The sequence below is a fragment of the Streptococcus suis genome (genome assembly GCF_019794555.1).
GTDB classification, from domain to species: domain Bacteria; phylum Bacillota; class Bacilli; order Lactobacillales; family Streptococcaceae; genus Streptococcus; species Streptococcus suis_AB.
Window position 1 is genome coordinate 55,127 of sequence record NZ_JAIMEP010000010.1, and the last position, 14,501, is coordinate 69,627.

Annotated in this window: 12 protein-coding genes and 1 pseudogene; 4 read left to right on the plus strand and 9 right to left on the minus strand. The window is 42.7% G+C overall.

Annotated features, from left to right (window positions below; genetic code table 11):
• Positions 1-220: 220 nt before the first annotated feature.
• The 5 genes from rseP to K6V48_RS06075 form a co-directional block, all read right to left on the minus strand.
• Positions 221-1,480 (minus strand): RIP metalloprotease RseP, encoded by a 1,260-nt coding sequence (gene rseP, locus K6V48_RS06055; protein ID WP_222368538.1) that lies wholly within the window; start codon positions 1,478-1,480, stop codon positions 221-223.
• Between the two features lie 9 nt (positions 1,481-1,489).
• The gene (locus tag K6V48_RS06060; RefSeq protein ID WP_172006486.1) at positions 1,490-2,296 is read right to left on the minus strand and encodes a phosphatidate cytidylyltransferase; all 807 of its coding nucleotides are present in this window, start codon (positions 2,294-2,296) and stop codon (positions 1,490-1,492) included.
• 9 nt (positions 2,297-2,305) lie between these two features.
• A complete protein-coding gene (locus tag K6V48_RS06065) occupies positions 2,306-3,061 on the minus strand; it encodes an isoprenyl transferase (RefSeq protein WP_172006487.1) in 756 nt (251 codons plus the stop codon).
• A gap of 113 nt (positions 3,062-3,174) precedes the next feature.
• Positions 3,175-3,498, minus strand: coding sequence for a preprotein translocase subunit YajC (gene yajC / locus K6V48_RS06070; RefSeq protein ID WP_222368541.1), 324 nt, complete (start codon positions 3,496-3,498; stop codon positions 3,175-3,177).
• 109 nt (positions 3,499-3,607) lie between these two features.
• A complete protein-coding gene (locus K6V48_RS06075) occupies positions 3,608-4,900 on the minus strand; it encodes an adenylosuccinate synthase (RefSeq protein WP_172018598.1) in 1,293 nt (430 codons plus the stop codon).
• 364 nt (positions 4,901-5,264) lie between these two features.
• Between K6V48_RS06075 and gshAB the strand changes: the two genes are divergently transcribed.
• Positions 5,265-7,496 (plus strand): bifunctional glutamate--cysteine ligase GshA/glutathione synthetase GshB, encoded by a 2,232-nt coding sequence (gene gshAB, locus K6V48_RS06080; RefSeq protein ID WP_222368544.1) that lies wholly within the window; start codon positions 5,265-5,267, stop codon positions 7,494-7,496.
• Positions 7,497-7,852: 356 nt separating this feature from the next.
• Here gshAB and K6V48_RS06085 read toward each other — a convergent pair.
• Positions 7,853-8,024: pseudogene (locus tag K6V48_RS06085) on the minus strand (IS110 family RNA-guided transposase); the annotation flags it as partial.
• An 82-nt stretch (positions 8,025-8,106) separates the two neighbouring features.
• On the opposite strand from K6V48_RS06085, the gene hslO reads away from it, so the two are divergent.
• Complete coding sequence (gene hslO / locus K6V48_RS06090; RefSeq protein ID WP_172085813.1) at positions 8,107-8,973, plus strand: Hsp33 family molecular chaperone HslO; 867 nt, start codon at positions 8,107-8,109, stop codon at positions 8,971-8,973.
• Entirely contained in the window at positions 8,966-9,970 is a 1,005-nt protein-coding gene (dusB, locus tag K6V48_RS06095; protein ID WP_044691771.1) for a tRNA dihydrouridine synthase DusB, read from the plus strand. Before hslO ends, dusB begins: the two co-directional genes overlap by 8 nt.
• 99 nt (positions 9,971-10,069) lie before the next feature.
• Here dusB and K6V48_RS06100 read toward each other — a convergent pair whose 3' ends face one another.
• The 3 genes from K6V48_RS06100 to K6V48_RS06110 all read right to left on the minus strand — a co-directional run bounded on the left by K6V48_RS06100 (position 10,070) and on the right by K6V48_RS06110 (position 13,600).
• A complete protein-coding gene (locus K6V48_RS06100; protein ID WP_172085811.1) occupies positions 10,070-10,564 on the minus strand; it encodes an adenylyltransferase/cytidyltransferase family protein in 495 nt (164 codons plus the stop codon).
• 118 nt (positions 10,565-10,682) lie between these two features.
• Positions 10,683-13,136, minus strand: a complete 2,454-nt coding sequence (locus K6V48_RS06105; protein ID WP_222368547.1) for an ATP-dependent Clp protease ATP-binding subunit — start codon at positions 13,134-13,136, stop codon at positions 10,683-10,685.
• Between the two features lie 5 nt (positions 13,137-13,141).
• Positions 13,142-13,600 carry a CtsR family transcriptional regulator gene (locus K6V48_RS06110; protein ID WP_171989598.1) on the minus strand — a complete coding sequence of 153 codons (459 nt, stop codon included), beginning with the start codon at positions 13,598-13,600 and terminating at the stop codon, positions 13,142-13,144.
• Between the two features lie 143 nt (positions 13,601-13,743).
• Between K6V48_RS06110 and K6V48_RS06115 the strand changes: the two genes are divergently transcribed.
• Positions 13,744-14,082 carry a DUF6568 family protein gene (locus tag K6V48_RS06115; protein WP_222368549.1) on the plus strand — a complete coding sequence of 113 codons (339 nt, stop codon included), beginning with the start codon at positions 13,744-13,746 and terminating at the stop codon, positions 14,080-14,082.
• Positions 14,083-14,501: the final 419 nt, after the last annotated feature.

Sequence of the window (14,501 nt, forward strand, 5' to 3'; positions counted from 1 at the left end):
CTTTCTTTTTCGTAGTTTTCAGAACATCCTGCGTTTAGCACGCATTCAATTCCTTTCTTATATTTATCATCTGGAAATCCAGAGGGGTAGTCCTCAATCTATTTTCCGAGTTTTTAGACCGAGTTCAATTACGAACCTCCTTAATTCCTTTCATCTTTTGTTTGACAGGAAGACACAGGTTTCAGCCCGCATTCAATTCCTTATATAAATTTCAATTAGTCTAGAAGAAAACACGTATAATGTCATTCCATGTGACTACTATCATAAGAACTACCATTACGGCCACACCCGCTAGGGTAATATAAGATTCTGTTTCTGGCTTTAATGGTTTTCTACGTATTGCTTCCAGAATATTCATCACAATTTTACCACCATCCAAGGCTGGAATTGGAATCAAATTAAATATTCCAAGGTTAATGGAAAGCATGGCCATTAGCCCCAATACAGATGCTAAACCAAATTCAGCAGCTTGGGCACTAACTTTATAGATGGCTACAGGACCACCCAATTGTTTCACATCAAAGTTTGCAATAAGATTTTTCAAAGCCGTCACAATCAAGAGTGCTGTCGCACCTGCTTCTTGGAAACCACCGACTATTTTATCAACGAAGCCCGTCTTCAAGATTGGTGAAATTCCAATTCGATAGGTTCCGTCCACTTTCTCCGCAGTAACGGTCACATTTTTGGTTGCTCCATCATGTTCCACAACCAAATCAAAGCTTGGAGCAGTTGTTGCATCTGCCGCCGCCTTGCTAATGATCGTCGCGACTTCTGTGTAGCTGTCTGTTGCATCACCATTGACAGATAAAATTTTATCACCTGTCACAAGTCCAGCTGCTTGTAAGGCACCACCATCAGTAATACTAACTGCATTGCTTGACGAATCGGCGACCCCACCTTGCATGAACATCAAAAGAATAAAAACTAAGATGCCCAAAATGAAGTTATTCATCGGCCCAGCAAAGTTGGTGATCAAGCGCCCCCAGACTGTCGCATTTTGGTATTGAACATCCAGCGGAGCAATTCGGACTTCAGTGCCATCTTCCTCGACAATCGTTGCATCGTGATCGACTTTATAAGTCTTGCTTTCTTCCAAGACCAAGCCTGTGATTTCTAATTTTTCTTCGAAATCAAAACTAGTCACATTCATCGGTAAGCTAAGGTTATCTAGCTGTTTTCCAGATAAATTTATCCGCGTCACAACACCAGCTTCATTCAAGCTGAGGCTAGCAGGAGTCCCTGTCTTAATCTCTGTCTTATCCTCACCCCAACCGGCCATTCGAACATAACCACCAAGAGGAAGAATACGAATCGTGTAAAGCGTCCCATCCTTACCTGTATGAGCGAAAATCTTTGGCCCCATCCCAATCGCAAATTCCCTTACAAGGATACCTGATTTCTTAGCAAAGTAGAAGTGACCAAATTCATGGACGACTACAATGACACCAAAAATAAAAATAAATGCTAAAATTCCCTTCATAGGACCTCCTTAAAATAGGCCAAAGAAGTGCATAATCGGAAAGACAAAAATCATACCATCGAAGCGATCCAATATACCACCATGTCCTGGAATAATTTTTCCAGAATCCTTTACACCAAAATGGCGTTTAATAGCACTTTCAACTAAATCTCCAAATTGTGAGAATATCGAGAAAATCACAACTAACAACAACATCATGCCGAAGGAATAACCAGCCAACAAAGACTTATCGACAATCAAGAAAATGATAGCAACTACCACCGCAGAAAGAATACCACCTACAAAGCCTTCAACTGTTTTATTCGGTGAAACCTTTGGTAATAGTTTTCTGCGTCCAAACTGGCGTCCAATCATGTAAGCGCCTATATCCGTAGCCCAAACCAAACAGAGGGCAAAAAAGACCTTATCTAGACCATCCATTCGAGCCAATACCAAGCTATGGAAACCAATTCCTACATAGAAACTTGATGCAATTGGAAAGACTACGTCTGAATAATTGTATTGACCAATATTGATAACTGTAGACCCAAGAAGAAGGAAGACTACAATCGCATATGCTGTATAGTTCCCATCTGTCGGCAAGAATGTTAAATAATTCTGTAACGGAAGCGTCAATACTAGACTTGCCAACATGGCTAAAACACCTTCAATTGAATTCGGCGCTAGACGATGCATCTTAATCAGCTCAGCTGTCGCAATCATAGCTAATAAACCGACAAAAAATTGAAAGGCCATGCCACCAGCTAGCAAGAAGGGAGTGAAAATAGCTAAAGCAATTGCACCAAATATCACTCGTTTCTGTAAATCATTTGTCATAACTTCTCCTTATACACCACCAAATCGTCTATGACGCCGGTTATACTCTTTAATTGCTAATTTGAGGGCATCTCCATCAAAATCAGGCCAAGCAACGTCTGTAAAATACAACTCACTATATGCTGATTGCCAAGGCAGAAAATTGCTGAGACGGAGTTCGCCACTTGTACGGATAACTAGATCGGGATCGCGTAGCGTTGGTGACAAGGTCCCTGTATAGAGGTAGTCCGCAATTAATTTCTCGTCAATATCTCCAGGATTAAACTTGGCATCCAAGACATCTTGCGCTATGGCCTTAACTGCTCGAGTCACTTCATCACGACCACCGTAGTTCAAGGCGAAGTTGAGAATCAGTCCAGTATTATTCTTCGTTTTTTGCTCAGCCTTATAGAGAGCATTAAGGGTGGCTTGAGGTAGTTTGGAATGGTCACCAATCATCTGAATTTTGACATTATTGGCATGTAGTTCAGGAACATACTTATCATAAAATTCCACAGGAAGGTTCATTATAAACTTTACTTCCTTTTCTGGTCTAGACCAATTTTCTGTGGAAAATGCATACACTGTCAATACTCGAACACCCAAGTCAGAAGCAGTTTTAGTAACTTTTTGTAGGGCATCCATACCTGCTTTGTGCCCCATAATACGGGGTTGCATCCGCTTTTTCGCCCAACGACCATTACCATCCATAATGACCGCAATATGCTTTGGAACTTCTATTGCCGTCTCAATGCTTTCTTTCTTTTTAATCTTAAACGTAAACATGCTATTTTCCTTCATTTATAATCGTTTCATTATACCATATTTTTTGCTAGGATAGCAAAAATCAGGCAAGTCTAAAACAAGAGAAAACCAAGGTTTCCCTCGGTTTCTCATCCTTATTCTTCAATAGCAGATTCTGGGGTTGCTTCTTTCGTTTCAACTGCAACTTCTTCAGCTACAGCAGTTGATGTGTTAGAACTAGCGACACGATGACGAATCGCACCACGCTCAAATGTTAAATAGATACCATCGATATCAAGAACAACCTTTTTGTCATCGATTTCGTCGACAATACCATATAAACCACCAATTGTCACAATTTCATCACCTTTTTTGATTTGGTTCAATGCTTCTTGGCGTTGTTTTTGTTGTTTACGTTGCGAATAGAACATAAAGCCAATCATGGCAACCATGACAAGTGGCAAAAATAAACCTTCCATTTGTTTACCTCATTTTTTGTTTGATAAGCTTGATTATACCAAATTCTAAACAAGAAAGCAAAATTAGACTTGACCAAAAAAGACCGAACATTCGTTCAGTCTTCATACACTATTTTGCGCTCCATACACTCTCAAGGATGTTAGTCTGTTCACGACCAGGACCTACTGAGAAAGTTGAGATACGAACCCCTACCAATTCGCTGATGCGACGAACATAGTTGCGAGCCGCTTCTGGCAATTCATCCAAGCTACGTACACCTGTGATGTCTTCAGACCAACCTGGCATCTCTTCATAAATTGGTTTACAACGTTTCAATTGTTCCAAACTTGCAGGATAGTGGTCAATACGCTCACCATCCAAATCATAAGCCACACAGATTTTCACTGTTTCAAGGCCTGATAGAACGTCAATAGAATTGAGTGACAAGTTTGTAATACCTGATACACGACGGCTATGGCGCATGACAACAGAGTCAAACCAACCGACACGGCGAGGACGACCTGTTGTCGTACCGTATTCTTTACCGATTTCACGGATGCGGTCTCCGATTTCATCGTTCAATTCAGTTGGGAATGGTCCGTCACCAACACGGCTAGTGTAGGCCTTACATACACCAACCACCTTGTCAATCTTGCTTGGTCCGACACCACTACCGATTGTCACACCACCTGCAACAGGGTTTGAAGAAGTTACAAATGGGTAGGTCCCTTGGTCAATGTCCAACATAACCCCTTGCGCACCTTCAAACAAGACACGTTTGCCTTGGTCGAGAGCATCATTCAAAATAACAGAGGTATCAGTCACATATTTCTTGATTTCTTGACCATATGCGTAGTATTCTTCAAAAATTTCATCAAATTCGATTGGTGTTGACTCGTACATTTTTTCAAATAGACGATTCTTTTCTGCCAAGTTTACTCGCAAACGCTCTGCAAAAATATCTTTATCCAACAGATCTGCAATACGGATACCAACACGCGCAGCCTTGTCCATGTATGCAGGGCCAATACCCTTGTTGGTTGTACCAATCTTGTTTTCGCCTTTTGATTCTTCTTGCAATTGATCCAATTTGATGTGGTAAGGCAAGATAACATGTGCGCGGTCTGAAATCCGCAAGTTATCTGTTGTCACACCTGAATCATGGAGATAGTTGATTTCCTTCACCAATGATTTTGGATTGACAACCACACCATTACCGATAACAGAAATCTTTTCTGGGAAGAAGATTCCTGATGGAATCAAGTGCAATTTATACTTAGTCCCATCGATAACGATAGTATGCCCAGCATTATCTCCACCTTGATAACGCGCAATTACTTCAGCATTAGCAGATAAAAAGTCTGTGATTTTACCCTTACCTTCATCGCCCCACTGGGTTCCTACAACAACTACAGATGTCATATTCACTCTTTTTCTGAACTAGCTGACCAGTCCAGCCTTTCTTCTACTTCTGGCAGGAATCTCACCTGCAAGTTTCGTTTTACACATTATTTTATCAAAAAACGAACATTTTTTCAAGAATTTCCGTTATTTTCAATTATTGCGAACATTGCAGTTAAAACTTCCTTTTTTTACAAAAAATACTGAACAAATTACACCTTCAAGCATTTTTAAAAAAGTTTTTATAAAGGATTTCCGAAGTCTTTTATCACTTTCAATTATTTTCAATGATATTTTCACAAAAAATCGTAGCAGAAATTTGTATTTGTCTATCAAACTAGATAAAATTGGAATAAGACTTTAACAGAAATAAGAAGGACTGAATATGTTACAGAAATTATCCCCAAATAGCCCTATTCTTCAGGCCACCTTCGGTATTGAACGAGAATCCTTACGCATCAATGCAAACCACAAAGTTGCTCAAACACCTCACCCAGAAAAATTAGGTTCACGTAGCTTTCATCCGTATATTCAAACTGACTATAGTGAGCCACAAATTGAATTGATTACCCCCATTGCTCATTCCACTAAGGAAGCGAGACGATTCCTTGGTGCGATTACAGACGCAGCAATGCGATCAATGGATAAGAGCGAATACCTTTGGCCCTTATCCATGCCACCTGTCATTTCAGAAGACGACATCCAGATTGCTCAACTAGAAAGTGACTACGAATACCAATATCGCGTCGGCTTAGGAGAACGGTATGGTAAGCTCCTCCAATCTATGTCAGGCATTCATTACAATTTTGAATTAGGAAAAGACTTAACCCAACAACTTTTTGAATTAAGCGAGGAAACAGATTTTGTCGCATTCAAAAATACCCTCTACCTCAAGTTGGCACAAAACTTCCTCAACTATCGCTGGCTCTTAACTTACTTGTATGGAGCAAGTAGTTTAGCCGAAAAAGGATTTTTATCCGAGGAAGTCGGTTGTGTCCGTTCCATTCGCAACTCCAAACATGGCTATGTTAATGCCGAAGACGTTCATATTTCTTTCTCTTCTCTCGAACAATATGTGGCTGACATCGAACAAGCTGTCCAGTCTGGTCAACTATCCGCCGAAAAAGAATTTTATTCCTCTGTTCGACTACGTGGGGCCAAAACGAGTCGCGACTATCTCAGCAAGGGGATTTCTTATTTAGAATTCCGTTCCTTCGACCTTAACCCCTATGATCCGCTTGCGATCAGTCAAGAAACCCTTGACACCGTTCACCTCTTTCTCTTAGCCCTCCTTTGGCTGGACCAACTAGCTGACGTAGATAGCGCTTTGACAAAAGCAGATAGACTGAACAACCTCATTGCCCTAAGCCACCCCCATACACCTCTACCTAGCGATGCTGATCCCACACCAATCTTGATTGCCATGAAAGCCATAGTCACACACTTTGGACTAGATGACTACTATAGCCAGCTCATTGCACATGTGGAGGCAGCTCTTCAAGAGCCGCGACTAACCCTTTCTGGAAAAATAGCAGAGCAGGTTGAAGATGGATCTCTGGAACATTTTGGCCAGCAACAAGGACAAGCCTTTCATGACTATGCTTGGACAGCCCCTTACGCCCTTAAAGGCTATGAAAATATGGAACTCTCTACTCAGATGATTCTCTTCGATGCTATCCAGATGGGCTTGAATGTGGAGATTTTGGATGAAGAAGACCAATTTCTCAAACTTTGGCATGATGACCATATTGAATACATCAAAAATGGCAATATGACATCCAAAGACAACTACGTGGTTCCCCTTGCCATGGCCAACAAGGTTGTCACTAAGAAAATTTTAGCAGAGGCTGGTTTCCCAGTTCCTGCGGGAGCAGAATTTGCAAATAAGACAGATGCCCTGCGCTATTACGGACAAATTTCCAGCTCTGCCATTGTCGTCAAGCCTAAATCCACCAACTTTGGCTTAGGAATCTCAATCTTCCAAGAACCAGCTAGTCTTGTAGATTATGAAAAAGCCTTAGACATTGCCTTTTCAGAAGATAGTCATGTACTGGTAGAAGAGTTCATAGCCGGTACCGAATACCGCTTCTTCATACTAGATGGAAAATGTGAGGCTGTCCTGCTCCGCGTCGCAGCTAATGTCGTAGGTGATGGGCATTCAACTATCCGAGAATTGGTCGCTCAAAAAAATCAAGACCCTCTAAGAGGACGTGACCATCGTTCACCACTTGAGATCATCAATCTCGGGGAAATTGAACTACTTATGTTAGAACAGCAGGGCTATACTCCAGATACAGTACTTCCCGAGGGCATTCAAGCCTTTCTACGCGGTAATTCTAATATCTCAACGGGTGGTGATTCTATCGATATGACTGACCAGATGGACGAGTCCTACAAGCAACTGGCCGCCGATATGGCAACTGCTATGGGAGCTTGGGCCTGTGGTGTAGATCTGATTATCCCAGATATACATCAGGCAACTAGCAAAGAAAAACCGAACTGCACTTGTATCGAACTCAACTTTAACCCAGCTATGTACCTGCACACCTATACCTTTGCAGGACCAGGACAAAGCATCACACCGAAGATTTTGCGGAAGTTGTTTCCTGAACTTTAAGAGGCTGAGTAAAAAGCCCCGCACCTCTTCTCAGAGTTCGTGTCAACATCTCAGCGCAGTGGTTGATTGGCAGATTTGTTCGTTTTTTACACTCCAAATCTGACCATTACGACTGTTGCGAACAAAGTTCGCTTTATCTCCAACCTCAAACTGTCTCCCAGACAGTTTGAGCTGTGCGGGGGTGGGAGTGAAACAGTCTGGGGATAGACTGTTTCAGCTCAACAACTCGAAACGAAAAATTGTTGACTAACTCTTTTTTGACTGGTCGAGTTCTTATACGAAAACTCAAAAGAATGCAAAAACTCCCTCCCTATGATTGATATAATCAAAGCGAAAAAATTTTTTATGTTAGGCTACTAGCTCGTCCCTAGTAGTCTTTTTCTGTACTAAAAATTCAGGATACGTTATCTGCTCTTTTAAGAGAATATAAGCTATTTTTAATAATTGATGTGCGAGGGCGATTGTTGCTTTTTGTGAACCACGTCGACTTTGAATCTGATAAAATCGTTCAGCTAGAGGACTTCTTTTTCCCACTCCCTTTTTTCCCACTCCCTTTTTCTTACAGTCATACCCTTTCCCCATTTTCTCCACTTGTGCTATAATTAAAGTTATGGATAAAATTATTAAAACACTATCAAACAGCGGGCATTTCCGTGCCTTTGTGCTAGATAGCACAGAAACCGTGAAAACAGCCCAAGAAAAACACGATACTATGGCGTCGTCCACCGTTGCTCTGGGCCGCACTCTCATTGCCAATCAGATTTTGGCTGCCAATGAAAAAGGCGAAACCAAGATCACCCTGAAAATCTTGGCCAGCGGTGCTGTTGGGGCTATCATCTCCGTTGCCAATACCAAAGGTCAGGTCAAGGGCTACATTCAAAATCCAGACTTGGATTACAAACGGACAGCGACTGGCGAAGTCATCGTTGGACCTCTTGTGGGGAACGGACAATTCCTAGTCATCACAGACTACGGAACAGGTCATCCTTACAACTCCATGACACCCTTGATTTCTGGTGAAATCGGTGAAGACTTTGCCTACTTCCTAACTGACAGCCAGCAGACGCCTTCTGCGGTGGGACTAAACGTCTTGTTGGACGAAGAAGATAAGGTCAAGGTAGCTGGCGGATTCTTGTTGCAAGTTTTACCAGGTGCAACTGAGGCTGAAATTGCCCGTTTCGAGAAACGCATCCAAGAAATGCCTGCCATTTCGAGTTTGCTGGCTTCTGAAAACCACATAGAAGCTCTGCTATCCGCCATTTATGGCGACGACGACTTCAAACGACTGTCTGAAGAAGCAATCGGCTTTGTCTGCGACTGCTCTAAAGACCGCTTCCTTGATGCTCTAGCAAGTCTGCCAAAAACCGACTTGCAAGAGATGAAGGAAGAAGACAAGGGCGTGGACATCACCTGTCAATTCTGCCAGACCCATTACCACTTTGACGAAAACGATTTGGAGGAACTCATCAATGGCTAATCTCAACACCCCTTTCATGATTGGTGATGTGGAAATCCCCAATCGCTGCGTGCTGGCCCCAATGGCCGGCGTGACCAACTCGGCCTTCCGCACCATTGCCAAGGAAATGGGCGCAGGCCTGGTCGTTATGGAAATGATTTCTGAAAAAGGCCTTCTCTACAACAACGAGAAGACCCTCCATATGCTCCATATTGATGACAACGAATACCCTATGTCCATCCAGCTTTTCGGCGGCGATGCCGAAGGACTGAAGCGGGCTGCCGACTTCATCCAAACCAATACCAAGGCTAATATCGTAGATATTAACATGGGCTGCCCTGTCAACAAGGTCGTTAAAAACGAAGCTGGTGCCAAGTGGCTCAAGGACCCCGACAAGATTTACCACATCATCAAGGAAGTGACCTCAGTCCTCGATATTCCCTTGACTGTTAAAATGCGGACGGGTTGGAACAATACCGACCTAGCGGTCGAAAATGCTCTGGCCGCAGAAAGTGCCGGTGTGTCTGCCCTGGCCATGCACGGACGGACCCGCGAGCAGATGTACACAGGAACCGTTGACCTGGAAACCCTCACCAAGGTGGCTGGCAGCCTGACCAAGATTCCTTTCATCGCAAACGGCGACATCCGCAATGTCGAAGATGCTCGTCAACGTATCGAGGAAGTCGGAGCTGATGCCGTCATGGTCGGACGGACTGCCATGGGCAATCCTTATATCTTCAACCAAATCAACCACTATCTTGAAACTGGAGAAGTCCTACCCGACCTCTCCTTTGAAGATAAACTCGAAGTCGCCTTCGACCACCTAACCCGATTGACCAATCTAAAAGGCGAATCCATCGCCGTACGTGAATTCCGTGGTCTTGCCCCACACTACCTCCGTGGTTCAGCAGGTGCTGCCAAGATCCGTGGCGCTGTTGCCCGAGCAGAGACGATTGAACAGGTCCAAGAACTCTTTGACCAAGCACGAGAAGCCTATCAAGAACGGATTGCTAAGTAAGAAACTCTGAGAAGTTTGATATTTACCAATCATTAAACATATATAAAAACGCATAAAGCCAAGGTTCTAACCTGATTTTATGCGTTTTTTATATACTGATTAGATATTTTCCCCATCTTCAAAAAAGTCAACAAAGGCAGGGGCAATATAGTCTCGATACTTCTCTGGATTCTCGCGAATGAAGGTTGCTGAAATACCAAATTTTCTAGGACTAAAATGAGCTTGATAGCCTCGATTTTGCAGTTCTTGAGCGTATTCTTCCTCAGAAACATAGAAGACTGGCGCCTGATGTTCAGCCAAGTCCAACAAACCAAGCAAACGTTCTAACCAAAGGTCCCAGCCATCCGGATAGGCAGGCAAATCTGTCTCATCCAAGGCACGAACTCTAACCAAATTATCACCCTCAAACTGGGATTGAATAGCTCTAAAGCGAGTCAATAAATCCAAGCCAATCAAGTCTCCACGATCCTTGTCATAACCCGACACTAGGACACAAACCTGACCACAAGCCAACTTTGCTCGTCCAATTAAATCCAAATGTCCCTTATGCATGGGAGCAAAGGTCCCAAAAACAACAGCTAAGGTTTGAATCATCGATTTCCTTTCTAATCGTTAAAGAGGCGAGCAAGCTCACCTCTCCAACTAATTCATACTCTTTTCAAAACGGAAGAACATCTCTGCATCTAGAAAGTCTAAGAACAACAGGCACTCCTTACCCCTTTACCACATCAAACTTGAGCTCATCGCCCTTGACCCCAACCTTCAAGGTCGAACCAGTAGTCAGGTCACCACGGAGCAACATTTCTGCCAACGGGTCTTCTAATTTGGTTTGTAAGAGTCTACGAAGAGGACGAGCCCCCATTTCTGGGTCGTAACCTTGTTTGCCCAATAACTTAAGGGCTGATGGTTGAAGTTTAAGGGTAATCCCTTTCTCATTTGTTACAGCCAACAATGGTTTAACCATGACTTTAACAACATCCTGCATATGGGACTCAGTCAAGCTATGGAAGACAACTTTCTCGTCAATACGGTTGATAAATTCTGGACGATAGGCTTTTTTCAATTCCTCAAAAATGCGTTTCTCCACTTCCTTGTGGTCCTTAGACAAATCAAGGGCACCGAATCCAACTGTCTTATCATCACGAAGAGCTGTTGCTCCAAGATTTGACGTCATGATAATAATGGTATTTGAGAAATCAACCTTACGTCCCTTACTGTCCGTCAGGACACCATCATCTAAGACCTGCAAGAGAACATTGAAAATATCTGGATGAGCCTTTTCAACCTCATCAAAAAGAAGAACAGAATAAGGTTTGTTACGAACTTTTTCTGTTAATTCGCCACCTTCTTCATAGCCAACATAGCCTGGAGGCGCTCCATTGAGACGGCTGGCCGCAAATTTCTCCATATACTCAGACATATCAAAACGGATAAGAGCAGATTCATCATCAAAGAGAACCTCTGCCAAGGCTTTAGCAAGCTCTGTCTTACCAACACCAGTTGGTCCCAAGAACATAAAGGAACCAATCGGTCTGCGACCTGTACGAATCCCTGACTGATTACGGCGAATAGCTCTGCTAACGGCAGAAATAGCTTCTTCCTGCCCAATCACACGCTTGTGCAATTCTGCTTCCAGATTCAGGTACTTCTTAGTATCTGATTGGCTGAGCTTGGCTACTGGGATACCTGATAAGCGACTAAGTGTTTCCAAAATGTCATCTTCTGTCACTTCTAAGTCATCGTTATGACTCAACAGATTCTCTTCTGTAGTCTTGATTAAGAGCTTACTGACAGTCTTGTATTTTCCAGCCATCAAAGCTTTATCAATAATCGAAAGACCTGTTTCTTCAACCTGCCCTTTCACTCTATTTTGTACCGTTGCACTGGCTTCATCCAGCAGATCAATGGCTGAATCTGGCAGGTTTTTACTGGTCAAATACCGCTTAGCGTAGGTCACAGCAGTCTCTACAGCCGCTTGTCCAATACGGACCCTGTGGTATTTCTCAAAAGTACCTTTTAAACCAGTCAAAATGGCAATGCTATCTTCCACTGTCGGCTCTTCAATGGTCACTTTGGCAAAACGACGGACCAGAGCAGCATCTTTTTCAATATGCTTTTGGTATTCATCCTGTGTCGTTGCACCAACAGTGCGTAGGGTCCCTCGAGCCAAGGCCGGTTTAAGAATATTGGCAGCATCTAAGGTTGAATCAATTCCCGAACCCGACCCCATAATAGTATGCAATTCATCAATGAAGAGGATAACCTGACCATCTTCTTCAATATCATTGATGATATTATTCATCCGCTCTTCAAAGTCACCACGGAAACGAGTTCCTGCAATAACGTTCATCAAGTCAAGTTCCAAAACACGCATCTTTGCTAAACTGACAGGAACTTCTCCTGCTGCAACACGGTGAGCAAGACCTAATGCTAGTGCTGTTTTCCCAACACCTGCATCGCCAACCAAAACAGGATTATTCTTCGTTTTACGTGATAGAATTTGAATCATCCGTGAAATTTCAGCATCGCGACCAATAACAGGTTCAATTTTCCCCTCACGGGCTAAGGCTGTCAGATCACGAGTGTAGTCCTCTAAGCCACCACTTTGAGCAGTTGGTGGCATGCCCATCATTTGGCCTACACTTGCTGTTTTAGCCTTTCCACCTTTCATCACGCTACGGATAGCTTTCAAATCCTCTTTGGTAAACCCTGCACGATACTCTAAGTTTTTACGCAAATCAACAAAACGGAATTCATCTTCTATCTCTTCAAAATGAAAACCTACTTTATCTAGAATTTGACTTGCGGTTGAACGTTTGTCTAACAGCATTGCCTGAAACAAATGCTCGCTTCCTAATTCTTTTGCCTTAACGACTTCTGCAATCTTTCTAGCGAACTGAGCTGTATCGTCTAATCTCTTTGAAGAGGGTAGAATATTAAATTTATCCAATTCTTCGCGGTATACTTTTTCTGTAACAACAAAAGTAGCATGTTCGAAATCTGAAATACTCATTGGGTATTCTGCCAAAACAGCACCAGCTACCGTATCGTGATTGATGACAAATGCTAGCAAAATATGCCACGTTTCTAAATAATCGCATGCATATCGTTGGGCAATCAACTGAGCATCTTCAAAAACCCGTTGTAAGCCTGTTGAAATTTTCATGAAAATTAATCCTCTTTCCTATCTAAACGACGGAGTAGTTGCAGCATCATTCGCGCTCGAATTTTATCCGCATCTTTCCCCAAGACATCGTCGGAACCCGTTGCTAAAAACAAATTTCCTTCGCGTTCTGTCATCAAGCCTTCATCAAACAACAATTGTAATATATCAGCAAATACCGTTGTTGATAATTGCTCACCCATATTTTTTATTAGATCATGTACCAATTCATGTTTGTCCGAGAAGGTAATCCTACCAATACGAATATAGCCTCCTCCGCCACGCTTACTTTCTACAATGTAGCCACGGCTTGCAGTAAATCGTGTTTTGATGACATAGTTAATCTGACTCGGAACCACTTCAAATCGACTGGCTAATTCACTCCGACGCAATTCAGCAACACTGACTTGATCTAGAATGGCCTTGATATGTTCCTCGATATAATCCGATGTATTTTTCATCGCCATAGTATCGCCTCTTTCTTTGACATTCTTTGACCATTATACCGTAAAAATAGATTTTTTTAAAGTAAAAGCAACAGTGTCGACCGTAGTAGATTTTTGAAATCAATCCTAAAATTCTTTATAATAGGAAGAAAAAGGAGTAAATAATGGATTTCAAAACATATATTCAAGATTTTATTACAATTGACGTGAAGCAGGCCCAAACTTTGCTTTCAGCAAAAGAGGGAGGCATCCTCTTTATCGGACGCGCAACCTGCCCTTACTGCAATCGGTTCGCGCCAAAACTACACAAGGTAGCTCAGGATAAACAAGCAACAGTACATTTTATTGATTCTAGCCAAAATAGCCCGGAACTCCAAGCCTTACGCGACCAATACCATGTGCCAACTGTCCCAGGTCTTCTTGTCGCAAAAGCAAGCAGGGTCCAAGTCCGCTGCGACTCCAGCATGACCGAAGAAGAGATTGCGGCATTTACTGAGGAATAATCCCTAAAAAAAAAGCACCTGCCATCTGGCCGGTGCTTTTTAAGGAGATATGAAAAATATTTAGGATTGATACTAGTATAACCGAATCAAACATAGCCGACATCCGCCCTAAGACCGATTTTGCAAAAAGAACTCCCTTTCGGAAGTTCTTGAATTGTCGAGTAGTCTTTCAGTTTGCTTTTAGTACTCGCTTCAAAGGTTTGGGGAACCTTTGAAGGCTGGAGATAGTGCGAACCAAGTTCACCTCAAAAAGAGCCGTACAGCTTGTAAAGCAAGTCACATTCGTGAAGGACAGCTCTCAATCGAGTAGGGACTAATTTCTAGTCCCTCTCACACCACCGTGCGTGCCGTTCGGCACACGGCGGTTCAACTAACTTTTAACGCATGTCGTTTTAGATAATAATCTAGGCAAGAAACCA